Annotated in this window: 18 protein-coding genes; 9 read left to right on the forward strand and 9 right to left on the reverse strand. The window is 40.7% G+C overall.

Translation table 11 applies throughout. From position 1 onward, the window contains the following. Positions 1-23: 23 nt before the first annotated feature. From JL001_RS09665 to JL001_RS09690, 6 genes are all read left to right on the forward strand, one after another. A complete protein-coding gene (locus tag JL001_RS09665; protein ID WP_200975889.1) occupies positions 24-1,385 on the forward strand; it encodes a Na(+)-translocating NADH-quinone reductase subunit A in 1,362 nt (453 codons plus the stop codon). Positions 1,386-1,388: 3 nt separating this feature from the next. After that, positions 1,389-2,591, forward strand: coding sequence for an NADH:ubiquinone reductase (Na(+)-transporting) subunit B (locus tag JL001_RS09670; protein ID WP_200975890.1), 1,203 nt, complete (start codon positions 1,389-1,391; stop codon positions 2,589-2,591). Next, complete coding sequence (gene nqrC, locus JL001_RS09675; protein WP_200975891.1) at positions 2,578-3,327, forward strand: NADH:ubiquinone reductase (Na(+)-transporting) subunit C; 750 nt, start codon at positions 2,578-2,580, stop codon at positions 3,325-3,327. The genes JL001_RS09670 and nqrC overlap by 14 nt, the downstream gene beginning before the upstream one ends. Before the next feature lie 46 nt (positions 3,328-3,373). Beyond that, complete coding sequence (locus JL001_RS09680; RefSeq protein ID WP_192008585.1) at positions 3,374-4,057, forward strand: NADH:ubiquinone reductase (Na(+)-transporting) subunit D; 684 nt, start codon at positions 3,374-3,376, stop codon at positions 4,055-4,057. Between the two features lie 14 nt (positions 4,058-4,071). Beyond that, positions 4,072-4,683 (forward strand): NADH:ubiquinone reductase (Na(+)-transporting) subunit E, encoded by a 612-nt coding sequence (gene nqrE / locus JL001_RS09685; protein WP_192008584.1) that lies wholly within the window; start codon positions 4,072-4,074, stop codon positions 4,681-4,683. Between the two features lie 115 nt (positions 4,684-4,798). Next, positions 4,799-5,365 carry a DUF502 domain-containing protein gene (locus tag JL001_RS09690; RefSeq protein WP_200975892.1) on the forward strand — a complete coding sequence of 189 codons (567 nt, stop codon included), beginning with the start codon at positions 4,799-4,801 and terminating at the stop codon, positions 5,363-5,365. A 55-nt stretch (positions 5,366-5,420) separates the two neighbouring features. On the opposite strand, the gene trxA is transcribed toward JL001_RS09690, so the two are convergent. After that, positions 5,421-5,741, reverse strand: coding sequence for a thioredoxin (gene trxA, locus JL001_RS09695; protein ID WP_192008581.1), 321 nt, complete (start codon positions 5,739-5,741; stop codon positions 5,421-5,423). Positions 5,742-5,871: 130 nt separating this feature from the next. After that, positions 5,872-10,161: a DNA polymerase III subunit alpha gene (dnaE, locus tag JL001_RS09700; RefSeq protein WP_200975893.1), complete on the reverse strand. Its 4,290-nt coding sequence runs from the start codon at positions 10,159-10,161 to the stop codon at positions 5,872-5,874. A 296-nt stretch (positions 10,162-10,457) separates the two neighbouring features. On the opposite strand from dnaE, the gene JL001_RS09705 reads away from it, so the two are divergent. Together JL001_RS09705 and JL001_RS09710 are read left to right on the forward strand one after the other, a co-directional pair. Continuing rightward, complete coding sequence (locus tag JL001_RS09705) at positions 10,458-12,626, forward strand: bifunctional alpha,alpha-trehalose-phosphate synthase (UDP-forming)/trehalose-phosphatase (protein ID WP_200975894.1); 2,169 nt, start codon at positions 10,458-10,460, stop codon at positions 12,624-12,626. 130 nt (positions 12,627-12,756) lie between these two features. Then, entirely contained in the window at positions 12,757-13,839 is a 1,083-nt protein-coding gene (locus tag JL001_RS09710; RefSeq protein WP_200975895.1) for a 6-bladed beta-propeller, read from the forward strand. A 7-nt stretch (positions 13,840-13,846) separates the two neighbouring features. On the opposite strand, the gene JL001_RS09715 is transcribed toward JL001_RS09710, so the two are convergent. The 7 genes from JL001_RS09715 to JL001_RS09745 form a co-directional block, all read right to left on the reverse strand. Beyond that, entirely contained in the window at positions 13,847-17,983 is a 4,137-nt protein-coding gene (locus tag JL001_RS09715; RefSeq protein ID WP_200975896.1) for an AAA family ATPase, read from the reverse strand. A 74-nt stretch (positions 17,984-18,057) separates the two neighbouring features. Then, positions 18,058-19,500, reverse strand: a complete 1,443-nt coding sequence (locus JL001_RS09720; protein ID WP_200975897.1) for a sodium:solute symporter — start codon at positions 19,498-19,500, stop codon at positions 18,058-18,060. Positions 19,501-19,502: 2 nt separating this feature from the next. Continuing rightward, the gene (locus tag JL001_RS09725; protein WP_200975898.1) at positions 19,503-21,050 is read right to left on the reverse strand and encodes a glycoside hydrolase family 10 protein; all 1,548 of its coding nucleotides are present in this window, start codon (positions 21,048-21,050) and stop codon (positions 19,503-19,505) included. A gap of 15 nt (positions 21,051-21,065) precedes the next feature. Then, positions 21,066-21,890, reverse strand: a complete 825-nt coding sequence (gene murQ, locus JL001_RS09730; RefSeq protein ID WP_200975899.1) for an N-acetylmuramic acid 6-phosphate etherase — start codon at positions 21,888-21,890, stop codon at positions 21,066-21,068. 7 nt (positions 21,891-21,897) lie between these two features. Continuing rightward, complete coding sequence (locus tag JL001_RS09735; RefSeq protein ID WP_200975900.1) at positions 21,898-22,758, reverse strand: N-acetylglucosamine kinase; 861 nt, start codon at positions 22,756-22,758, stop codon at positions 21,898-21,900. Between the two features lie 130 nt (positions 22,759-22,888). Next, a complete protein-coding gene (locus JL001_RS09740) occupies positions 22,889-23,773 on the reverse strand; it encodes an N-acetylmuramoyl-L-alanine amidase (protein ID WP_200975901.1) in 885 nt (294 codons plus the stop codon). A 289-nt stretch (positions 23,774-24,062) separates the two neighbouring features. Further along, positions 24,063-24,698, reverse strand: coding sequence for a response regulator transcription factor (locus JL001_RS09745; protein ID WP_200975902.1), 636 nt, complete (start codon positions 24,696-24,698; stop codon positions 24,063-24,065). Positions 24,699-25,016: 318 nt separating this feature from the next. Here JL001_RS09745 and JL001_RS09750 point away from each other — a divergent pair, with 318 nt between their 5' ends. Further along, a complete protein-coding gene (locus JL001_RS09750) occupies positions 25,017-25,688 on the forward strand; it encodes an N-acetylmuramoyl-L-alanine amidase (protein ID WP_200975903.1) in 672 nt (223 codons plus the stop codon). The last annotated feature ends 236 nt before the right edge of the window (positions 25,689-25,924 follow it).

Genomic DNA, 25,924 nt, shown 5'->3' on the forward strand with positions numbered 1-25,924 from the left:
GACCATATAGTTTCAAATAAAATATGTCAAAACTAGTTAAGCTTAAGAAGGGATTTGATATTAAGCTGGTGGGAAAGGCAGAAAAGCAAATGGAAGCTTTCAAGCCAGCACAGACCTTCGCGATTAAGCCTACAGATTTTGTAGGTATGCGGCGTCCAAAAGTTCTTGTAAAAGAGGGGGATACGGTAAAGTCCGGTACTCCGATCTTGTTTGATAAAAAACTGGATAAAGTACTTTACGCAGCTCCTGTTTCCGGGGAAATCGTTGAAATTAAAAGAGGTGAAAAGCGAAAGTTATTGGAAATCAGAATCATGGCAGACGCTGAAGTCAGCTATGAAACTTTCGACAAATTCTCTGAATCTGACATCAAATCTCTCTCCAAAGAGCAAGCCACTGAGCAAATCCTAAAAGGAGGCGCCTGGCCACAAATCATCCAAAGACCATTTGGTGTCGTAGCAAATCCTGAAGATGAGCCAAAAGCCATCTTTATCTCCGGGTTTGACTCTCATCCTCTAGCACCGGATTATGGTATGCTGTTAAAAGGACAAGAAAAGTTCTTTCAAGCAGGTATCACTGTTCTTAAAAAGCTTACATCAGGAACAGTTCACTTAAACTTGGACGCTGAATCTGAGGTGTTCCCTGTTTATGGTGGCATTCAAGGTGCGCAAGTGAACAAATTCTCTGGTCCACACCCTGCTGGTAATGTAGGCGTTCAGATTCACCATATTGACCCAATCAATAAAGGTGATTTGATTTGGACTGTTAATCCTTATGGGGTTGCCCAAATTGGAAAACTATTCCTTGAAGGAATCCTTGACGCATCTAAACTGGTTGCAATTACTGGTTCTGAAGTGAACAAGGCTGCTTACGTGAAAACTTATGTTGGAGCAAATGTTTCCACATTTGTTGATGGAAATCTTAAGTCTGATCATGTTAGGGTAATTTCTGGTAACGTGCTAACTGGTGAAAAAATCGCATCAGATGGCTATGTAGGATATTATCACCATCAGATTACTGTGATCCCTGAGGGAGATTATGAAGAATTCTTAGGATGGATCAAGCCTACCACCAGCAAGCTGAGTTTTAGTAAGGCTTTGGGGATTTTCTCATTCATGAACAAGGGAGAATTCAAAGTAGATACCAATGCACATGGTGAAGAAAGACCATTTGTAGTTTCAGGAGTATTTGAAAAAGTACTTCCTATGGATATTCTTCCTACCTTCCTTTTCAAGGCAATTATTTCGGAAGATTTTGATGAGATGGAAGAGCTCGGACTTTTTGAGATCATTGAAGAGGATGTTGCCTTGTGTGAGTTTGTAGATCCTTCTAAGAATGATTTGCAGGATATTGTGAGAAATGGGATTGAATTATTAATGTATAGTTAAAATATGAAGGCATTACAAAACTTATTTGATAAGCTAAAGCCGAATTTCGAAAAAGGGGGAAAGTGGGAGAAATTCTACACCCTTTACGAAGGACACCGGACAATTGCTTTTGCTCCTGATATCACTACTAAAGCAAAAGGTTCTCAGATTAAGGATGCAGTAGATTTAAAGAGAGTGATGATTACGGTAGTTATTGCCATGATCCCAGCTCTTCTTTTCGGGATATTTAATGTAGGCTTTCAGCATTTCCTTGCCATAGGCGAAGAAGCTACTTTAGTTGATAAGGTACTATTTGGTGCGATGGCAGTGTTGCCTACTTTGATTGTATCTTATGCAGTTGGTCTACTGACTGAATTTACTTTCTGTGTGATCAGAAATCACCCAATTAGTGAAGGATTCTTGGTTTCAGGGATGTTGATCGCTTTGGTTATGCCTCCTTATATACCTGTATGGCAGGTGGCACTAGCGACGATTTTTGCGGTAGTGATTGGTAAAGAGGTGTTTGGAGGAACAGGAATGAATGTTCTGAACGTAGCTTTGACGGCCAGGGCTTTCTTGTATTTTGCTTATCCAGCACAAATTTCAGGAGATAAAGTTTGGACTTACCTTGGAGATAAAGCTGCCGTTGATGGTTTCTCTGGAGCGACTGCTCTTTCTGTAGCTTTCCAAGCAGGACAAAATGGTGAAGCTGTCACTTCTGCTTTTGCGAATCATAATTCAGCAATAGGTGATAATTTGTTCAGTGTAGCCAATATGTTTTTAGGCTTGATTCCTGGTTCGATTGGTGAAACTTCTGTTTTGATGATACTTATCGGTGCCGCCATATTAGTAGGTACTGGGGTAGGAAGCTGGAAAATCATCGTTAGTGGTTTTGCAGGTACCTTTATCATGGGATTGATCATGAATGCCTTTGCAGTAAATGAATATATGGCTATGCCGGCTTACTATCACTTGCTTATGGGTGGTGTAGCATTCGGTATCGTATTTATGGCTACAGACCCAGTTTCGGCTGCGCAGACGGAAAGGGGAAAATGGGTATATGGTTTGTTGATCGGTTTCCTAACGGTAATCATCAGGGTAACCAACCCAGCTTATCCAGAGGGCATTATGTTGGCGGTTCTATTGATGAACGTCTTCGCTCCACTTATTGATTATTATGTTGTAAAAGCAAACAAGAAAAGGAGGTTACAACGTGCAACAGTCTAATACTTACATCATCACGTTTTCGGTAATCCTTACCGTCGTTTTAGGATTTTTACTTTCCGGAACTTCTCAGCTGCTAGGCCCTATTCAGAAGGAAGCCGTGGCATTGGATACGAAAAAGCAGATTTTAGGTGCCGTAATGGATGCAGAGAAAATTGCAGCCATGAAGCCAAATGAAATCAAAGAATATTATGAAAATACGATCTCTTCTAAGGTGGTTAACATCAAGGGAGAGGAAGTGACTGAACAGGAAGGTGCAGCTGTTACTGCTGAGACAGTAGATGTAGCTAAGAACTACAAGAAGCCTGCTGACGAGCGCCTTTATCCAGTTTATATTTATCATGAAGAAGGTAGTGAAGATAAGGTAGTTGCTTATATCCTTCCTCTTTATGGAGCTGGACTTTGGGATGCTATCTGGGGATATTTGGCTTTGAAAACAGACTTGAACACCATTGAAGGGGTTACTTTTGCACACGCTGGAGAAACACCTGGTTTGGGAGCAAGAATTACTACCGGTGATGTACAGGGTCGTTATGAAGGAAAGAAAATTTATGACGAGTCAGGCGAATTGGTAGCTGTGGAGATGCAAAAAGGTGAAGGCAAAGACTATTCTGGAGATGAGCATAAGGTTGATGGAATGTCTGGAGCTACCTTGACAGCAAAAGGAGTGAACAATATGTTTGTGAATTATTTGGGAGCTTACGAGTCTTACTTGGAAAAAGTAAAAGGCAACTCCTAATTAATACGCTAAGAAAATATTTTAGAACATCTCAATATTTATTGATATGAGCACAGAAACAGCAGAAAAAACAGAAGTTAAAAAGCCAGCAGAGGCGCTTCTGTCAAAGCGTAGAAAGAAATTGATATCTGACCCTTTGGTGGATGATAACCCAATTACCATACAGGTTTTGGGGATTTGTTCAGCCTTAGCGGTAACCACTCAGATGAAGCCAACCTTGGTAATGGCACTTTCCGTAATTTTCGTAATTGTGATGTCAAACTTGACCATCTCCATTATGAGAAATACCATTCCAACTAGGGTAAGGATCATTGTACAGCTAGCAGTTGTGGCAACCTTGGTGACCTTGGTAAACGAAATTTTGAAAGCTTTTGCTTACGATATGTACAAAGAGCTTTCTGTATTCGTAGGTTTGATCATTACCAACTGTATCGTAATGGGTAGATTGGAAGCCTTTGCGATGGGAAATAAACCATATGATTCAATTTTGGATGGTTTTGGTAGTGCATTAGGTTATTCTTGGATCATCCTGGCAGTGGCTTTCTTCCGTGAACTTTGGGGTTCAGGTACTGTATTTGGAATTCCAGTATTTGAAACCATCTCTTCGTGGTTTGGTGAAGATTTCTCATTGGCTACCAATGGTCTTATGGTAAGCCCGGTAGGAGCATTTATCATCCTTGGTCTTATCATCTGGGTACAGCGTACCAAGACTGGTTATGTAGAACATTAAAATATTGCTAAGAAATGGAATTATTTAGCTTAGGAATTCGGTCGATCTTTATCGACAATATGGTATTTGCTTATTTCTTGGGGATGTGCTCATTTTTGGCCGTTTCTAAGAAAGTAGATACAGCCCTTGGTCTTGGTGCAGCGGTTATCTTCGTTTTGACCATTACGGTGCCATTGAACTGGTTGTTGAATGAATTTGTCCTTAAGGAAGGCGCATTGTCGTTCTTGGGTGAGTCATTTGCTACTGTTGACCTTACTTTCTTGAGGTTTATCATGTTTATCGCCATTATTGCAGCGATGGTACAGTTGGTAGAGATGATTGTGGAGAAATTTGCTCCGGCATTATATGGTGCATTGGGTATTTTCTTGCCTTTGATCGCTGTAAACTGTGCGATCCTTGGTGGTTCTTTGTTCATGGCCCAAAGAGACTATACTTTGGCTGAAGCAACTGTTTATGGCTTTGGTTCAGGTATTGGTTGGATGTTGGCAATTATAGCATTGGCTGCTATCCGTGAAAAATTGAAGTACTCTAATGTGCCAAATGGATTGAAAGGATTGGGGATTACGATGTTGATTACTGGATTGATGGGCATTGCATTTATGTCTTTCATGGGTATAGATTTATAAATTTCCCAAAGAAATATATCAAAGCCCTGTCGTGAAAGACAGGGCTTTTTTTGTGCCTTTTCTCAAATCAGGCATTATTTTTATTACTTATATACTTGTATCAATTTATAGCATTATGTCATTTACATCTAAGCGGTTATTGAATTATTTCCTTAAAGGACTATTGTTTGTGGCCCCTCTGGCATTGACCATTTATATTATCTTTTTGATTATTCAGTTCTTGGATAACCTACTTCCTGTGCCTATTCCTGGTTTAGGAATTTTAATAGTTTTTGCGCTGATTACTTTTATTGGCTATTTGGCCAACATATTTATCACAAGACCGGTATTTGACTTGGTGGAGAAGTGGCTGTTCAAAATACCGTTGGTAAATATTCTTTACACCAGCATTAAGGATTTGATGTCAGCATTTGTTGGGGATAAGAAGAAGTTCAATACACCTGTAATTGTTAAGCTTTCGGAGAATATGAGCAGGCTGGGGTTTATTACACAGGATGACCTTTCGGTGATTGGAGAAGAGGCACTCGTAGCGATTTATTTTCCCCATTCTTATAATTTCAGTGGCAACTGTTTTTTAGTGCCTAAGGAGAATGTTCGAATCCTTAAAGGAGTCAATAGTACGGATGTTATGAAATTTATCGTATCTGGAGGGGTCTCAGAGTTGAATCCTCCAAAGATATAAATAACAAAAAAGGCGCCTGTTTGGGCGCCTTTTTGAGTATTGATATATGCTTAAATTAAATTTGAGCTTCTAATTTTTGAGAAAGTACTGCTTTTGGTACAGCACCAACTTGCTTGTCTACAACTTCACCATTCTTAAAGAACAAAAGGGTAGGGATACTTCTAATTCCGAATTTAGAAGCGACAGCTGGATTGGAATCAACGTCCACTTTACCTACAACTGCTTTACCATCATATTCACCAGCGATTTCTTCTACTACTGGTCCGATCATTTTACATGGTCCACACCATTCGGCCCAGAAATCCACTAGGATAGGTTGATCAGATTTGATGATCTCTTCAAAGTTAGCGTCTGTAATTTCAATTGCTTTTGCCATTGTATTGTATGTTTATAGTTATTCAATCTTTCAAATATAATACACTAAAGTATTTTAGGATTCTTTTAGTTCCTGATTGGTGAAAATATTTTATACAGATGGCCTATTTAGGTTTCTTTAAGTGATTTTTTTACAGGATTTTATAGACTACTTCTGGAATACTTTCCAACTCCTTGATCATTTCATGGGAAGGATCTATGGTGAATTTGGTTGACATCAGGTCTACTGCTATTTTCTCTTTCATGTCCGTCACATTGATGTACAGTTTGGCCTCTCCTTTATATTTGGTGGTAATGGCTTCTAGTTTTTCCATCAGGTCTAAGCTGAGGTCATCAAGGTTGATGTTGACACGAAGTCCTTTTACCATTTTACTTCGCACTTCGTTGAGTAGCATGATGTTTCCGACCTTGAATTCCATTTCGTCAGGATTCCATCTTTTGGACTGCACACTGCCTGTAATGTAAAGGAACCAGCCTGTCATAAAGTACTCTTTGTACTTGATGTAGTCATCCCCAAAGAAGAAGAAAGTATGTCCTCCATTGTAGTCTTCCACGGTTAATGTCCCAAAAGGATTTCCATTTTTGGTCGTTCGGTGAGCAAAGGAGGTGACCACACCAGCCGCTTTTACATTTTCTCCTTTTGCTTTGAGGCTTTCTGTATTGGCAAATTCAGCCAAAGGAGTGTTGGTAAATGACTCGAATTCCACCCTGAATTGATCCAATGGGTGACCAGAGATGTAAAGACCAACTACTTCTTTTTCAATATTGAGCTGTTGAAGCTGACTGAAGGGCTCTATCGAGGTAATGCTTGGCATAGGAACTTCCATTCCAGAACCACCTCCAAACAGCGAAACTTGGGAGCTTTCTGCTTCCTGTGCTTTTTTCTGTGCATATTTTACCGCTTTTTCGATCAAAGTAGCATCATTTTCAGGCGCCTCTAGGTATTGCCTTCTGTGATGTTCGGTAAAACAGTCAAAGCCACCAGCCATTGCCAGGGATTCCAAGGTCTTCTTATTGACAGCGCGTAAATTCACTCTTTGGGTAAAGTCGAAGATGTTTTTGTAATGGCCGTTTTCAAGCCGTTCTTCTATGATAGAGTGTACTGCTGCTCCACCGGCGCCTTTGATGGCGGCAAGACCAAACCTTACCTGGCCTTCAGGGTTTACCGTAAAACCTTCTTTGGATTCATTGACATCAGGGCCTAGTACTTCTATTCCCATCCGCTTACACTCTTCCATAAAGAAAGTAACCTGAGTAATATCATTCATGTTATTACTCAACACAGAAGCCATATACTCAGCCGGGTAATGTGCTTTGAGATAAGCAGTTTGGTATGCTACCCAGGCATAACAGGTGGAGTGGGATTTATTAAAGGCGTAGGAGGCAAAGGCTTCCCAGTCTTTCCAGATTTTCTCCAATTTGGACTTATCATGACCTTTTTCAGCTGCTTGGTTAACAAACTTGGGCTTCATTTTATCCAGAACATCCTTCAGCTTTTTACCCATAGCCTTTCGCAGAACATCGGCCTCACCCTTGGTAAATCCAGCAAGCTTTTGGGAAAGTAGCATCACTTGTTCCTGATAGACCGTAATACCATAAGTCTCCTTCAGGTATTCCTCCATATCATCCAAATCATAGGATATTGGTTCCAAGCCATGCTTACGCTTAATAAAGCTAGGAATGTATTCCAGTGGCCCGGGACGATAAAGGGCGTTCATAGCAATAAGGTCAGCAAAAACAGTGGGTTTCAGTTCTCGCATGTATTTCTGCATCCCAGCGGATTCATACTGGAATATACCGACGGTTTCACCCCTCTGGAAAAGCTCGTAAGTAGGCATATCATCAATCGGAAAATTCTCTGGATCCAAATCGATGTTATGTCTTTCCTTGACAATCTTCACGGCATCTTTGATCAGTGTCAAGGTTTTTAGCCCCAAGAAGTCCATCTTGAGTAGCCCGGCACTTTCTACCACGGAGTTGTCAAACTGCGTACAATACATGTCCGAGTCTTTAGCCAAAGCCACTGGGACGAAATTAGTAATGTCATCAGGGGTAATGATGACTCCACAAGCGTGGATACCCGTATTCCTTACAGACCCTTCCAGTATTTTTGCTTGGTTGATGGTCTTGGAAAGATCATCATTACCTTTAGAGATATTGATCAGCTCATAGGCTTTGTCGATGTTTTCTGAGTTGCCTTTCAGCTTATCAGAAAGCTTAGCTCGGTCACTGGCCAAACCAAAAAGGGCTTTTAGTTTGATGTCAGGAACCAGCTTAGCAAGCCTGTCTGCATCTGATAATGGAAGGTCTAAAGCCCTTGCGGTATCCCTAATGGCTGACTTGGCAGCCATGGTACCATAAGTAATGATTTGGGCTACTTGATTGGCACCATATTTTTTGATGACATAGTCGATTACCTTTCCACGTCCGTGATCATCAAAGTCAATATCAATATCGGGAAGGGAAACCCTGTCAGGATTAAGGAATCTCTCAAAAAGGAGATCGTACATAATGGGATCCACATTGGTAATCCCAATACAATAGGCAACGGCTGACCCTGCGGCTGATCCCCTTCCAGGCCCTACAGAAACACCCATCTCGCGGGCGGCAGTAGTAAAATCCTGTACAATAAGGAAGTATCCGGGGTAACCTGTATTGGCAATAATGGAAAGCTCAAAGTTCAGTCTTTCCCGGATCTCATCTGTGATTTCAGGATAACGTTTTTTGGCTCCCTCGTAGGTAAGATGTCTTAAATAAGCATTTTCACCTCTTTTGCCACCATCTATATCGTCTTGAGGATCTTGGAATCGTTCTGGAATGTCAAACTTGGGAAGCAATACTTCCCTTGCTAGTTTATACACCTCGATCTTATCTACGATTTCATTGGTGCACTCAATGGCTTCAGGAAGGTCTGCGAAGAGCTTTTTCATCTCCTCAGGCGTTTTAATATAAAACTCCTCATTGGGGAACCCATATCGGAATTCCCTGCCCTTCTTACCAATGTAGCGCTTAGGCTTTTCTACTTTTTCACCATCTTTGACACAGAGCAGAATGTCATGGGCTTTAGCATCGTTCTTTGTGTTGTAATAGGTGTTGTTAGCGGCAAAATATTTGACATTATATTTTTGGGCGAAGCGCAACAGCACTTCATTTACTTTTTCTTCTTCAGCTACACCATGACGATTAAGTTCTACATAGAAATCATCACCAAATTGCTCCTTCCACCAAACAAAGGCTTCCTCCGCTTGGGTTTCTCCGACGTTCAGGATCAGAAAAGGGATTTCACCCCAAAGGCCGCCCGTGGTTGCAATAATGTCTCCTTTATATTGGACAAGAAGTTCTTTGTCAATTCTAGGGACATAATAAAACCCTTGGGTATAAGCAAAGGATGCTAGCTTGGCGAGGTTGTGGTATCCTGCCTTGTTTTTAGCCAAAAGAACAGCTTGAAATCCATCGTCTTTCTGGGATTTGTTGGTATGTTCTCTGCAAATGTTGAATTCACAACCCACAATAGGTTTGATGTCGTTGGCCATGGCCTCTTTCACAAAGTGGAAGGCAGCCATCATATTGCCATGGTCAGTCATGGCGATTGCCGGCATATTGAATTCCTTTGCCCGGGCCACCATGGCAGGAATCTCTGATGTGGCCTGCAGAATTGAATACTGAGTGTGGACATGGAGATGACTAAAAGGAACATCTACCAAGTCACTAATGTCAGCCCTTCGGGCTTGCTTTATGACATCCTGGGCAGCTTGTTTTTGACTGTCCTTGGCTGCAGCGAAGTTGGCTGCATCCAATTTTGGAGCTTCATAGATTACCTCCTCCGGAGATATGCCCTCTTCGGGAGCCAGTACCTTTTGTGTGATCAGGCCAAAGAAACACTTGGCCGTGGCATCAACGTCATAAGCAGCATCGTGAGCATCATCAAAGCCTACCCCAAATAGTTTTTGGTGGAGCTCCGTTAGGGTAGGCCACTTATATTTTCCCCCTTTACCACCAGGAATGGCACAGAAATCTGTGGAAATGTCTTTGGTATCCAATTCCTTTTTCTCCATGAGTTGCATAGGGACATCAGCACGGAGAAATTCGGATCCACAGACATTGATATCAAAGCCAATGTTATGACCAACCAAATAAGTGGCTTTCTCCACATCTTTGTGGAAAATTTCCAATACCTCTTTCAGGTCATGTCCTTCCTTTAAGGCCCTGTCCGTAGAGATTCCATGGACTTTTTCAGCATTGTAAGGAATGGTGAAGCCTTCAGGTTTGACAATGTAATTGTTGTTGGAAATCAGTTTGCCTTTTTCGTCATGCAATTGCCAGGCTAACTGAACCAGTCGGGGCCAGTTGTCAAGATCAGTGATGGGGGCATTGTAGTCCCTTGGTAAACCTGTGGTCTCGGTATCAAAAATAATGTACATAAGCGCTCCTTGGATTTGGGGAATCTAAATTAAGCCTAAACTTTTGAATCTGCCAGTATGAACGCGCTTATTGTCCTAGAAATTCCAATGCTTTTAGGTCTTGTAAAAAAGTGCCTTTTAGTCTGTTTAAATGATGATTAAGGAGAGTAGTTTAAAGGTTGAATCTGGATCGTAATCTTTTTTATTTGCTGAATTTTTAGTAGATTAGGATATAAAATTTTAGACAGATATTTTGTCAAATTCACACCGAAATACAGTTTGTCTTCTCTTCTTTTTAAGAAAATCAATAAATAATTATGGGAAAAACAATTATTGTGTCGAACAGGCTGCCTGTTAGTTTAAGGCATAAGAATGGAAAATTTGAATTTAAACCCAGCGCCGGAGGCCTCGCAACAGGCTTAGGGTCAATCTATAAGGAAGGAGAGAATATTTGGATAGGCTGGCCAGGAAATGACGTGGAAGATCCTGAGCAGAGAGCTGAAATAATCATTGAGCTTCATGAGTTGAAAATGGCTCCGGTATTCCTCACCAGTGAGGATATTGAGCAGTTTTATGAAGGTTTCAGCAATGAAACATTATGGCCCGCATTTCACTACTTTACCCAAAACATCAATTATGATGAGGAACATTGGGATGCTTATGTGCGGGTAAATGAAAAATTTTGTGATGCAATTTTGAAAAAGGCTAATCCTGATGATACCATATGGGTGCACGATTATCAATTGCTGCTTTTGCCCCAAATGTTAAGGGAGAAATTGCCACAAGCGACAATAGCATTTTTCCAACACATTCCTTTTCCTTCCTATGAGGTCATTAGGATGTTGCCTTGGAGGCACCAGATCCTTTCAGGGATGTGTGGAGCAGATTTGATTGGCTTCCATACCTATGACGATATGCGTCACTTTCTCAGTGCAGTGGGAAGGATCATGGGACTTTCCAATGAAAGCGGCTATATCCAGGCAGAAAACAGGTTGATCAATGTGGATTCCTTTCCAATGGGGATAGATTATGAGAAATTTGCTCAGTCAGCCAAATCCAGAAAGACTAAAAATATAGCGAAGAAATTCCTCGGTGTTTTGGATGAGCAGAAGCTACTGCTCTCGATTGATCGCTTGGACTATTCCAAAGGGATTCCGCAAAGGATCAAGGCATTTGATCGGTTTTTAGAAGAGAATCCCGATTATCATGGTAAAGTGTCCATGATCATGATAGTGGTTCCATCTCGGGCAAAGGTGAAATCTTACATGGAGCTCAAGGAAGAAATCGATACCCTGGTTGGTCGAATCAACAGTGATTACTCTACCCTCAACTGGGTTCCGATTCATTATTTCTACAGAAGTTTTCCGTTTGAAGAACTGAGTGCTTTTTACAGCATGTCCGATATTGGTTTGGTTACTCCTTTGCGTGATGGCATGAACTTGGTCTGCAAAGAGTTTGTCGCCAGTAAGGTCAACAACAAAGGGGTGCTGATATTGTCGGAGATGGCCGGTGCCAGTAAAGAGCTGCAGGATGCCATCTTGGTTAACCCTAATAATAACAAAGGGGTTTCTGATGCGATCAAGCAGGCATTGACCATGGATGAAAAAGAGCAAAAAGCCCGCATTTTGTCCATGCAGGACACCATTAAAAGGTATGATGTCTTTCAATGGGTAAAAGTATTCATGGACAGGCTTCAACATGTAAAGCAGAAACAATTTGATCTGCAATCCAAAGAAGTAGATGCGGAAGTGATGAGCGAGCTACATGGTTATTTTCAGGAGGCCAAGAAGCCAATATTGTTCCTGGACTATGACGGCACTTTAGTGGGCTTTAAAAGCAGGCCAGAAGACGCGTTCCCAGACGATGAATTAAAGCAGTTGATAACCAAGTTGACCAAAAAATCGCAGGTAGTAGTGATCAGTGGTAGAGACAAAGAAACCCTAGGGAAGTGGTTTAAAGGCCAAAAGGTAGACTTGATTGCTGAGCATGGAGTTTGGTTGAAGAAAAATGGAGCCAAAGACTGGGCACCATATGCTGAGGTGGATAATCACTGGAAACCAGATATCCGCTCTGTCATGGAATATTATGTTCAACGTACTCCGGGAGCTTTTATAGAGGAAAAACACCATTCGTTGGTTTGGCATTATAGAAAAGTGGAAAGCGGATTGGGAGACTTGAGGATGCGGGAGCTTTTCAGTCACCTCAAATACATGGCCAGAGGGCATAACCTACAAGTATTGGAAGGGAACATGGTTTTGGAAATCAAACGCCCTGATATCAATAAAGGGCGTGCAGCCACCACTTTTATGAAGGGTCAAGAGTATGATTTTATTTTGGCCATTGGTGATGATTGGACTGATGAAGATACATTTAAGGCAATGCCTGATGGTGCTTACAGCATTCGAGTAGGGTATAGCTACACCCAAGCCAATTACAATATCAAGGGGCCACGTGAAGTAAGGTATTTGCTGAATAAACTAACCTGATTTAATAAGTTTTAAATTTCAAAATAAGTTGACCTGAAAACGAAGATTTGTTTTCAGGTCAACTTATTTTTTCGTTATACGTTTGGATAGTTAATAATGGTTTAGCGATCCTACTTTTAAATGTTTATCTATGAAATATAATGTAATCTTACTTTTAGTATCCTCGGTATTTTTATTTCAATGTCAACAGGAAACAAAAACAGAACAGGATATCCCTGTAATCGTCATTGATCATGATGATAAAGAAGAGCTGTCTCTGGAAGACTTTGCCGGTGATTACCGGGAAATTCCTTTGGAAATGACCGAAAGGAGCATTATTCAATACATCAATGATATTGCTGTATCCGATGAGCATCTTTATATTGTTGATGTCAAAAATGGCGTTTTGCAGTTCAATAAAGAAGGGGAGTTTATAAAAGTCATTGGTAAAAAGGCTGAAGAAGGCCCGGAGACATATGTGCAACCGACTTCTATAGCTTTTGATGAGGAAGAAAAGGCTGTAATAATTGTGGATACTTATCGCTTCAAACTATACAAATTCAACCTGGATGGAAGGCTGATTGGTGAGTCGGAAAAATTACCTGCTGCTCCAATTTTTGTTAAAACGTCGAAGGAAGGTTATTGGATGATATCAGAACAGTACACAGGTATTGGAAATAAAAAATATGAATTAGGTGCTGAAGTTTATAGAACCGATAGTGATTTTAAGCTGATTGATAACTTTTCTGCTGACCATCTAGAATTGGAAGGTAAATGGGGTGCTCCAAGGAGTCAGCCCTCTCTCCTTTTTTATTCGGCATACGATTCTCTCAATTATTTTTATAATCCTATTTTACTCCCTTCTCGTGCCTATGTTGGGAAATTTGACCGTGATACCTTGTACCAAGTACAAGAAGAAAGGCTTCTACCAAAAGTAAGGTTTGAGTTCTCCAGAGAGATTTGGGATGGAGAAAAGAAAATTTTCCACCTTAGAAATGTAATGGCTTATAAGCAATATTATCTGGTCAGTTATGAATATCGGAGCACTCCCTACTTGTATATTTATAATAGGTCCACGAAGGAAGGTAAAGTGATACAGGAGGGATTGTCCGTGTCTGGTCTGGATGAAAAATACCTACCTTTCTCAAAATCCAATGGCCAAATGTACTTGATTGTTCAAAGGCCACCGAAACCCGGTGAGGCAGAACCCAATCCTTCAATCTTTCTCTTTTGAGGCCTTCTTATGGCGTATTGATAGGAATATCGATGACGGCAAAGAAGCCTTTGCCTGGTTGACTTTCTATATCGAATTGGCCACTGAGCATTTGAACCTTGGCTTCGATACCATGAAGACCAAGGCCGGTGGCTACTTTTTCTTTATCCATACCTAGTCCATTGTCCTCAACAGTAATGTTCAAGCTGTCTTCGTGGTTGATCAGTTGCAAATAGAGGTTGCTGGCATGTGCATGCTTGACGGTGTTGTGAACCAACTCTTGGCAGATCCGATAAATGGTGAGTTCTATTTGCTCTGGAAGCCGTTCTTCCAAGCCTAAAATTTGTAAATGACATTCCAATTTTCCTCCTAAATTGACCTGCTCCACAAGTGTCTGCAAGGCAGATGCTAAGCCAAACCTCCTGAGGGAAACTGGAGACATATTATGCGCTATCCTTCTCACCTCATCAATAGCCTCGTCCATTTTGTCCATGGTTTCTCTATAAAGCAATTGGGGAGTGTCAGCAGAAAGGTCCTCCTGGATACGATTAAAACGCATTTTAATGGTAGACAGTAATGAACCTAAACTATCGTGAAGGTCACCGGCAATCCGCTTTCTTTCATCCTCTTGGGTTTGGATAAGGTCTTTGAGGTGGTTGTTTTTTTGCGCTTCTATCAGGGAAGATAACCTTTGCTTTTCCTCCATTTCCTTTCGGATTTCCTCATTCAACCGGAGGGTTTTTTCATGTGTCCGGGCATTTTCGATGATCATCCCTCCTTGATTGGCTACGATCCTGATCCATTTGATCAATTGGTCCTGGTACAGGTTTTTGACAAAACTGTTTTCCAAATAAACAACCATCGATAAATAGCCATTGATATTGATGGGGAGTATCATCATGGATTGCACACCTTGTTTTCTCAGTGTGTTTATTTCGGAAAAACTGTTTTCCTTTTCTAGGTCATTGATGATTAAAGAAGATTGGGACCTATGGGCCATTAGCATCAGCCCTGAAGGAACAAGGTGGTTTTCATTCAATATACCATTTCTGGGAAGTAGAGAGATTTTAGCTTCTTCAATGACTTCTCCATTGTTTTCAATCCACTCAATGGCCGTTTGGGTTGATCCGGAAATCCGCAAGAGCATGACCATCAATTTTTGGGTAAGCGGCTGGGATTCCAGATCACCACTTAATTCCCTTAATAAAGTCTCTACATCCGGAGTGATGGGAGGGAAAGAGTCATCCTGAAAAAGAAATTGATATTGCTGGATGATCTGGTTGGCCTTAGTTACCCCTTCCCAATTCCTATAGGCCAATATAGCCTTTTCTAGCTGTGATTTACCGTTGACTAAATCACTTAGTTCAAGCCAAAATTTGGCATAAAGTTCATGAGATAGCGCACTTTCATAGAAATTACCTTTCGCAGATCCAATGGCTTGGAGGAAATTCTCCTTGATAACACTATGGGGAAAATTATTAATCCTGGACCATTCTGCTTGCATTAGCAGATAGGTGGATTTATAGTTGTCAGGAGCGTGCGTTTGCCATTGATCCATCAAGTTTAAAATTGATTGAAGCTCTTCAAGTAAATTATGTCGAGATTCATCATCCTTTGGGCTCCAACTTTGACTGATAGATAAAAAGAGCAGGGTCAAATTAGCAGGAACCAAGGGAGATCCTTCTTGCAATTTTCTGTTTTGATGGGCTTCCCGGGCACATCTTAAGGAGTGTTCAAAATGACCAAACATGAAATAAAACCTGGCCCAAACATGATTTCTGTAAAATCTTTCTTCCTGAATAGTGAGTTTGGCTGCAAGCCAGCTTGGCTGTTGTCTGGGTATGGAGAAAAATGGACTATCTCCAGTTAAGTATTTAATGAGACTTTTTTGGTAATGAGTAATATAGTAAGTCAATTCCATCCCCGGATAAGACTCTTCAAATTCAAAATCCAGCAAGGCTTTGATAGGTTGTCCAGCAATCAAATGCAGGTTGAAAAGGTGGGTTTTCAGAATGTATAGGCCAATTAAATCACCGGATGCCCTTCCTGCTTTCATGCCTTCATGAAGTAGTGATGTACTGGCTTTGAATTCTTTTTTCCAAGGTTGGATATAAAAGGCGAAAACCCCATAAACCCTACATCGATATTGAAGGTCATTGAGCTCTTGATTGACTTGAAGGCCTTGAATACCTAATTCATAGCCTTTTTTGATATGGCCAGAGATAATGCTCATTCTACCGTAACTCACATAGCCAATTGCTTTTACGCCAGGCTCTTGGCTGCCCTTGGAACGGTAAATGATTTGTAGTGCAGCCCAAGTCATCATAATGTCTGAAGTATGATGCAGTGCCATTCCTCCTACATATAAGAGTCTAAGTATGACGTTTTGGATGCTGGGTGGAGTATTGATAATCGCAGGAGAATCCTTTAAGTCCGTTTGATTGATCAGTTGCGATAATCGGTCAATTTCCAATTGGAAGGCGAGCTCATCATATGGCAAGTTTAGCCCCAACTCAGAAAGGATTTCCCGGAGGATAGTGACGACTTTTCTGTATCTTCCTAAATGGTTATTAATGGTGATTTTAAGAATAAAGGTTTCGGCTCTTTTAATGGGATCAAGTAGCCTTTCCAGAAGGTTGTCCAGATGAATTTCAGCCAGGTCGTACTCTCCTAAATGGTATTCGACCTTTGCCCGCTCCATAAAAGTTTCCCAAATGCGGTCTTTGACCATTTCTCGGGGAAGTCCACCAAAGAGATCTGCACTTGTTTTTAGAAAATGTCTGGCCTGCTCATAGGCTTGGTCTTTTTGCTGGATTTTTCCGGCTTCAAGGTTAAGTTCTGCGCATTTCAGGCTGTCTTCATTTTGTTTGACCAATTCGAGCGCCTGATTGAAATGCTGGGCAGCGATAACTATTTGTGTAGGATTGATATTACCGGTTGATTCTGAAATGATTTGATTACCTATTCGATAATGGATTTCCTTTTTTTGGTCTAAAGGGATGCCTTCATAAATCACCTCACCAATATGGGTTTCTGCAAATCGGAAGGTGTTTTCATGAAGTTCGATCAATCCTGCATCCAATGCTTCCTGAATGGCTTGTTCTAGACTGTGCTCGCTTTGAGTGAAAAGGGCAAGTAAGATGTCATTTTTGAAATTCCCCATACATGACACAATAGAGAGCATCTGTAAACTTGGTTCTGAAAGCTTTTCCAGTTTGGCCCAGAGTATGTTCTGGGAATCTCGGCCTTGGTATTGCTGTTTGATCTTTTCCAGCTTTCCCTTCCAATGCTGATCTTCAAAGTAAATTAAACCGGCATTTTTTAGACTGTCCACCAGCACCTGTAAGTAGGAGGGGGTTCCTTCGCTTAACTCGTGACAAATTTGGGTCAGCTCCTGAGTAGTATTGTTACCAAGGATTTCTTCTAAGAAATACTCCGTTTGATTTTGATCAAGGCCTTTTAAAGAAACGATCTCCAAATGCTTCTTGTCATAGTTGAGAGACTCAATCAATTGATTGACCCGAAACATGTTTTCAGCGGATTCCCTACTCGCTCCTATCCACAAAAACTTATGGGAAGGAAGGTGAAGGATCAAATAGTAAAGAAGATTCACTCCTGAACCATCAGCCCATTGCAGGTCATCACTGAAAATCAATACAGGCTTTTGAAAGAAGTCACTTAGAAATTCAAAGAATATTCTAAAAAGGGTATAGAGCTGGTTTTCAACCTTTGGAACTGGTGAAGCGTTTGGTTCCGGAGATTTTCCAGCCAGAAGGCTCAGTTCTGGGATATAGTCAAAAAGCAAGGGCAAGTGTGCCCCGAGCTGTATTTTCAATTCTTTGGAGAATTCAGAAAAGGCAGTCTTGTCCATTTGCTTGTAGATTTTCCTGAGAAAATCTGCAATGCCCATTTTAAAGCCGACGTATGGGATGTTACTTTGTTGCTGGTTATGCTTTAAATCCAATACTAGGTAATTGGGCCTGTTTTGATGGAGAAACTGCTCCACAAGGTAGGTTTTACCAGTACCTATAGGGCCTTTCAAGAGAATGCCGCATAGGTTCTCATCTTTTCCAGATAGGATATTTTCAGCGTATCCATTCAGCTGAGAGATGAGTTTTTTATTACTGGGAGAAATATAATTTGATATTAGGGAAGCGTCTTTCATAAATCGTAATCGCAAACGGGTAGGGTGATATTATTAAATATTCCCCAATACTCCTAATGCTTTGCCCTAGCTCTTTACTTCTGTTTTCGTACTAACAGAAGTAGACCAAGAAAAGTCAAAGCACCATTTACCAATAAGATTTCAAATCCAAATTGGTATCCTCCAAACCATGCACTAGAATAGCTATCTAAAATATAGCTGATGATAGGGGCAGCAATGCAGACCCAAGGCACCCATTGGTCTTTTACCTTTAAGTTAGTTGTCAGACCAAAAGCAAATAGTCCCAGTAGAGGGCCGTAGGTAAACCCAGCAGCTTTAAATACTGCGCTTACCACGCTGCTATTGTTAAGCAGGTCGAAGAGGACGATGATAACAAAGATGAGAAAGGTAAAGCCAATGTGAACCCCTAATCGAGTTGATTTTTGGTTTTTTCTCTTTTTGGAGGGAAGGTTCAAAATATCCACACAAAAGGATGTGGTGAGTGCAGTTAGGGCAGAATCAGCGCTTGAAAATGCTGCCGCAATAATTCCCAAAAGGAAAGTGACTCCAGCTAAAACCCCAAAGTGATTCAAAGCCAAAATCGGATAAAGCTCATCGGTGCTTTCAGGTATGCTGATTCCATTTTTAGTAGCAAAATAATAAAGTAAAACACCCAGTGAAAGGAAAAACAGATTGGAAATAAAAAAGCTGACAGAGAACCAAAAGATGTTTTTCTGGGCTTCTTTTTGATTCTTGCAGGTCAGGTTTTTTTGCATGACGTTTTGATCCAGACCATTCATCGTGATGGTAATGAATACCCCCGCCAAGAACATTTTAAAGAAGTTTTTGCTGGAAAGAGGATCCCACTCAAAGACGGTAGAAAGTGGGTTTTCTTTGATTACTCCAAAGAGTTCTCCGGCATTTAATTCCAATTGTTGACTAATGATGATGATGCTGATGATGACCGCCAATAATAAAAAGGTGGTTTGCAAGGTGTCTGTCCAGACAATGGTTTTGATGCCCCCTTTGTAAGTGTAAAGCCAAATCAATAAGGCTGTGGTAAAGACGGTGACGAAAAAAGGAATATTGAAAGCATCAAAAAAAGCAATTTGTAATACAGTAGCTGCTAAAAAAAGCCTAAAAGAAGCCCCTATGGTCTGGGAGACCAGAAAGATTACTGATCCAGAAACATAGGCTTTTGGACCAAAACGGCTTTTGAGGTATTCATAAATGGAAATAAGTCTAAGCTTGTAGAACAAAGGGATTAAAATGATTGCAATGACGGCATATCCCACCATATTGCCCATTACAAACTGCAGGTAGTTCCAAGAGGAATTACCCACTTCCCCTGGGACAGAAATGAAAGTCACTCCTGATAGGGAAGCACCGACCATCCCAAATGCTACCAAGTACCACGGAGACTGGCGGTTGGCGGTGTAAAAAGTCAATTCATCGGTCTTTCTAGAGGTCAGGTAACTGATCAAAAGTAAGAGAAGAAAGTAGGAGGTGATTACTATAAAGACCAGACTTTGACTCATTTTTACTGGGTTTTGATAATTTTTCTTTTTCCTTTAGTGACAATCTTAATGGGACGGGAAGGTGCACTTTCATTATGAAGTCGATCTACTGCTGTAATGCAGTAAGTGTAGCTACTGCGCTTATTTACCAGATTATCCTTCCATTCTTGCAAAGCATAAGGCCCTTTTTGCACTGTACCATAAATCTTATTGGGATTTGAAGTGTCCACTTTTTCGTCCTCTTCGAATCTGTAAATTACAAAATAGGAAGCATCTCCATCAAGGTTTGCTTCCCAATTAAGCGTAATGCCACGCTCAGGACTTCCTTTTGCCTTAACTGTTTGAACGGATTGTGGGGCTTGCTGGTCGATCCAAGGCATTTCTGGTGGAAGCGCTGGGTTTGGATAGGCTTTGGCCAATTGTGAATTGACATTTTCTTTGTTTCCTGCTATGGTTTTAGCACTGAAAAACATGCTACCCTTGACTTCGGGAAAGGTTCTATTATATTGGATTTGATTCACCACTTCATTTTTGTCTTCCCAGCCTTTTTGTCCTACTCTATAAACTCCTTGGCCAATATAGACATGGCGTCCATAGCTGTTTTCCGCCCACCATTTTACCAAAGTTTTGTATTCCGCCAATTCAAATCCAATATGCCAATATATTTGTGGGGTGACATAATCTATCCATCCTTCTCTTAACCATTTGAGTACATCGGCATACAGGTCATCATAATTGGTTTGGCCCGCTCGGGTAGCTGATCCCAAGGGGTCTTTGTCTTGGTTTCTCCAGACTCCAAATGGACTGATCCCAAATTTCATCAATGGTTTTTCTGCTTTGATTCTTTTGGAAAGCTCTTCTACAAAATAATCTACATTGTTCCTTCTCCAATCTTCCAGGTCATCAAATCGCTTTCCGAAGTTGGCATAGGAGCTACTATCTGGAAATGCTTCATTGGCAATTTTGTAGGGGTAAAAATAATCATCAAAGTGCACCGCATCCATATCATAGTGTTTAACTACTTCAATGATAGACTGTAACACAAACTCTTGGGCAGCTGGAATTCCCGGATCGTAATACCATTTGCCGCCATACTGTACAAACCATTCAGGGTGTTGGACAAGGGGATGATCAGCCGAAGGAATAAAATCTTTGTTATTGGATGCCCTATAGGGATTGAACCAACCGTGAAACTCCATTCCTCTTTTTCTGGCTTCATTGATCATAAATTCCAGTGGGTTGTAATAAGGAGAAGGAGCTTCCCCCTGCTTACCTGTAAGGTAGGCTGACCAAGGCTCATAGCTGGAAGGATAGAAGGCATCCGCCGTAGGCCTAATCTGCATGATCACTGCATTCATTCCAGCAGCCTTAAGCGTATCCAACAATGCTACATATTCTGCTTGTTGCTGGGCTGCGGGCAAACCCTTTTGGCTAGGCCAGTCAATGTTTTCTACTGTAGCGATCCATGCGGCCCGAAGTTCTCTTTTGGGAGAGTCTTGGCAGATCACGGTTTGGCTAATGCCTAAAAATAGAATGATTAAGGAAATAAGGATTTTGGGAAAATGAAGCATTGAGGAAGGATTTGTTTATTTACTTTGATAAGCTTCTACGGCTTTTTTGACTGAGCCATAAAGCGTCAAAAGCTTTAAGGCTGCTTGATAGTCCAGCTCTGGGATTTCTTCCATGACCATTCGTACGCCTCTGTCTACCAGCTTATTGTTGCTGAGCTGCATATTGACCATTTTATTGCCTTTAACTTTGCCCAGTTTAATCATAAGACTGGTGCTGATCATGTTAAGCACCAGCTTTTGGGCAGTGCCTGCTTTCATTCGGGTACTTCCGGTGACGAACTCCGGCCCAACTTCTACTTCAATGGGGAAGTCAGCAACTGATGAAATCAGGGCATCCTTATTACAACTTATACTTCCAGTAAGCACTCCATTTTCTTGGGCTACTTGTAGGCCACCAAAAACATAAGGGGTTTTACCTGATGCTGCAATTCCGATCAAGGTGTCCTTTTCGTTAATCCCGAATTGTTTCAAGTCTTTCCATGCTTGGTTAGGATCATCTTCTGCTCCTTCCACAGCCGTCCTGATCGCACTGTCTCCACCGGCAATTAACCCTACGACCAGATTAGGGGAGGCGCCGTAAGTGGGAGGAATTTCAGATGCATCTAAAATTCCTAAGCGACCGGAGGTTCCTGCTCCGATATAGAATAATCTTCCCCCGGACTGCATTTTTTTACTTGCAGCATCGACCAGTTTTTTGATGTTAGGAATAATCTTTTGAACAGCCTTTGCAACTTTCTGATCTTCTTGGTTGATGTTTTTTAGTAAGTCTGTTGTTGACATTTCCTCCAAATTAGTATAAAGAGAGGAGGACTCAGTGGTGGGGATAACTTGGCTTGACATATTGGGGTTACTTTATAGCTGGAACGGTTTGACAATGGTATTTGACCAGGCCGCTCATAGGGTGTTGTACAATGCTTTTGATTTTGATTCCAAATTCAGTCGCCACTTCTTCTAGAAAATCACAGAAATGGTAAGCAATGGAGCCTGTAAAGCTAATGGGTAAGTCCATGTTTTGAGGCCCGTAAGGAATTACATAATAGTCGAAAAACTTTCTGAAATTATCTTTAATAATGTCTTGGCAGGAGGGATTGTCTGCATGCTTTAACAAAAAAGGTGTAAATGATGCCAGAAAGCGGTTAGCTTGTGGTTTGTTGTAAATTTTATCCAAGATCTGCCTGGTATCCATATCAAAGGTAGCATGGAAATCAGCAATGATCTCTGGATCCAGTTTTTGTTGAAGAATCAATGCAATCAGGTCTTTACATAAAACAGTGCCGCTGCCCCAGTCTGCCAAAATATATCCTAGCGAGGGGACATTGTTGATGATTTCATGGCCATCATAGACGCAGGAATTGGCACCAGTGCCCAAAATGCAGGTTATCCCTTTTTGATCTTGGAGAAGGCTTCTTGCAGCTCCTAAGATGTCACCATAAACTTCTGTAGGGTATTTGACAGATATAACAGACTCGATTGCTGATTTGACTTGTTCTACCTTTACAGGAAGCCCACATCCAGCTCCATAAAAGATGACTTTGTCAACCTCCGAAGCAATGGGAGTGACTTCATTTTTAATGATTTTAGCGATTTCTGCTTCCGTCAAAAAGTAAGGGTTCAAGCCCTTGCATTGCACAGAGTTGATGGTTTTTCCCTCCTCATCCACTAACCTCCAATCTGTTTTGGTAGATCCACTATCCGCAATTAATAGCATATTATCGAATTTATTTGGCAAAATGGGTGATTACACTATACCTCAGTATCACTTATGATACAAAGATGTTTCTAAATGATCCTTCAAGCATCCCTGAAAATAGGGATTTGATACAATCACTGTATTGTCTTTACAAGTACTTTTTATACAAGTTATGCAGTACTCTAATGTCATTTTCTTTTAGTTCCCCACTTGTATCTGTTTGGATAAAGTGAATTTTAAAAGCCCTTATTGCCGAGCTCAGGTCACTGGTGTCATAGCCGATGATGCGTAAGGCTTCCTTAGGGTCAAAGTGATCTGGGACAGTTTCCAACATCACTGTTTCTGTGGTATAGGTTCCAAGCGCTGTAGGTACATCTATTTCCATCATTAGGTAATCATCATACCAAAGCCCGTATCCTTCTTCAGCTAATCTTTTCCATGGAAAATAAGCACTAGGATCCACTTTTCTGGCGGGAGCAATGTCGGCATGGCCAATAAAGTTGGCTGTAGGGATATTGTAATCCTCTTTTAGTCGCTTTAATAATCGCAGCAGACTTTCAATTTGAGCTTCTGTAAATGGCTCAGAACCATTGTTGTCCAACTCAATCCCTATGGACGAACTGTTCAGGTCTGTATCATGCCCCCACTTCCCTCTGCCGGCATGCCACGAACGAAGGTAGTCATTGAGCATCTGGACAATCTCTCCATCTTTGCTGACCACATAATGTGAACTAACTTGGGTACGGCTTAAGGTAAAAGTTCTAATAGTTTGCTCCAGAGAATCCTGGGCCGTGTGGTGGATGATAACAAAATTGGGTTTTCGAATACTGAAATTGGTGGTGCCTACCCAAAGGTCAGTAACATTGGTGGTGTCTCCTTCCTGCTTAACTTCAGGAATTTTAGCTATTTTTTGAGTTTGGGCTTTTACTTGTTTTTTATGCTGCTTGTTTATGGCCCGATAGGGATTCGGGGAGCAAGCATAGATGAAAGCTGCTAAAGTCAAGATAAGACTTGTAATAGAGATTCTGCGCATCACTGAAAAGGGGTTTGGGGGCGATTTACCATTGAAAAGATTTTTCAACTTAAATCGATCAATTAATATACAAATATCAAAAGATATTTGATGTCCTAAATCCCTGAAAATAGGGATTTAGCCATGAAGGGAATAGGTAGCGAGAGCTATAACGATTATAAAAAGTATAATAATATTTAGATACCAAGGAAAAGGATATTGTTCTAAAAGTAAACAATATCACTAGGGCTGGTAGATTTCTCTTATAATGTCTGACTATATTTCAATCACTATTGTTAGCTAGGATTGATTACCTGATTAATCCTTTTTTGTAGGCATTGTTAACCAGTTCAGCAGTATTTTTTGCTTGGAGTTTATAGAGCAGATTTTTACGATGGGTTTCCACAGTGTTCTTACTAATGAAAAGTTGTTCACCGATTTCCTGTGTGGTTAGGCCATTGGCAATGCAGCTCAATACTTCCATCTCACGGTCAGACAGTTTTTCATTGACTTGCATCTTCCCGGTCTTTTTCATAAAGCTGCTCAGCAAAGTTTTACTGACTTCCTCTCCAAGGTAAGTTCCCCCGTTGTGAAGGGTTTGAATGGCTTCGATCAGATCTTTTTTTCCGGTATTTTTTAAGATATAGCCTTGGGCACCAGTTTTAAGCATATCCGAAATAAAATGCCGGTCATTGTGCATGGATAGCCCAAGTACTTTTAAGGCTTTATGTGATTTTAAAAGTTTTTTGGTGGCTTCCACACCATCCATAATCGGCATATTGATATCCATGATCACAATATCCACCGGGCTAAGATCACAATAATCAATGGCCTCTTTACCGTTCATAGCTTCGCCTACTACTTTGATACCAGGGATATCACCTAGCATGGCTTTGAGTCCATCGATAAACATTTGGTGGTCGTCTGCAATTAATACATTGATCATGATAAACTAATTTAGGGTCGGTTGTTGTGAAGCATTTAATAGAAATAATAGCTTAAAAATAAATTAACCTTAATATATGCTTTTTTAGAATAGAATTTACACCAATGGTAATTTATGCAAAAGATAATAATGTAGCCAAACTAGACACAAATCCTTATTGAAATCAAAATTAGGTGGGTTTTTGGATATTGTGCTGAAAACAGTGGTTTATGAAAAATCACTGTTTTCAGGGATAGCGGAAAAATAATTAAATTCTCAGATTGAAGTGGTATAACTAAAAGTTATATGTAAATAAATGTCTAAAAATAAATTTGATAAATGGGTACTGTTCGATTAAATACACTATTGACTTTGGTAATTACGGTTCTTTTAGCCGCATGTTCCAAAGCAACCTATCGGGTTTTTGATAAATCCATTCACTATGATACAGAACGGAGAGCGCTTTCTTTAAAATATATGGAAGATCACTATGGGATGGTTCAGGAAGAGCCTACCATTGAACCAAAAATGATTGTATTGCATTGGACGGCAATTCCTGATTTAGAGAGATCTTTTGATGCGATGAATCCAGTGCATCTGCCTGGGAGCAGAACCGGTATTGCAGCAGCCAGTGCTTTGAATGTTTCTTCCCACTATTTAATTGATCGTGACGGAACGATTTTTCGCCAACTACCAGATACAATTATGGCGAGACATGTGATTGGTCTGAATCATTGTGCAATTGGGGTGGAGAATGTGGGGGGCGGTGATGCTCCATTGACGAACGCCCAGCTTAAGGCCAATGAACGGTTGGTCCGACACCTAAAAAGGAAATATGATATCCAATATGTGATCGGTCATTATGAATACACCGCTTTTGAAGGGCATGAATTGTGGAAGGAAATAGATGAAGGCTATAGGACGGTAAAGACAGATCCTGGTCAAAAGTTTATGAAAAAGATCAGAAAGAGACTGGAAGATATGGGGCTAAAAACACCTCCTTCCAAATAAGTTTGATGAAATGTGTTATCGTACACACAGGTCACAGAAGCTAATTTTTGTGACCTGTTTTTTTATATAACCCATTGGTGTTTAGGCTTAAGGGTTTAATGGTGATTTGATAATATCCCTGTTTTCAGGGATGGAATCGCTGCATTTTTTAGAAAAATTTGACCAAACAATAAAAGTAGAGTGCTTTGGGTGATTAGCAATAAGCCCAAAATCATTTCAAAAATCCAATGTCATTA

This window comes from Echinicola sp. 20G (genome assembly GCF_015533855.1).
In the GTDB taxonomy this organism is placed as follows: domain Bacteria; phylum Bacteroidota; class Bacteroidia; order Cytophagales; family Cyclobacteriaceae; genus Echinicola.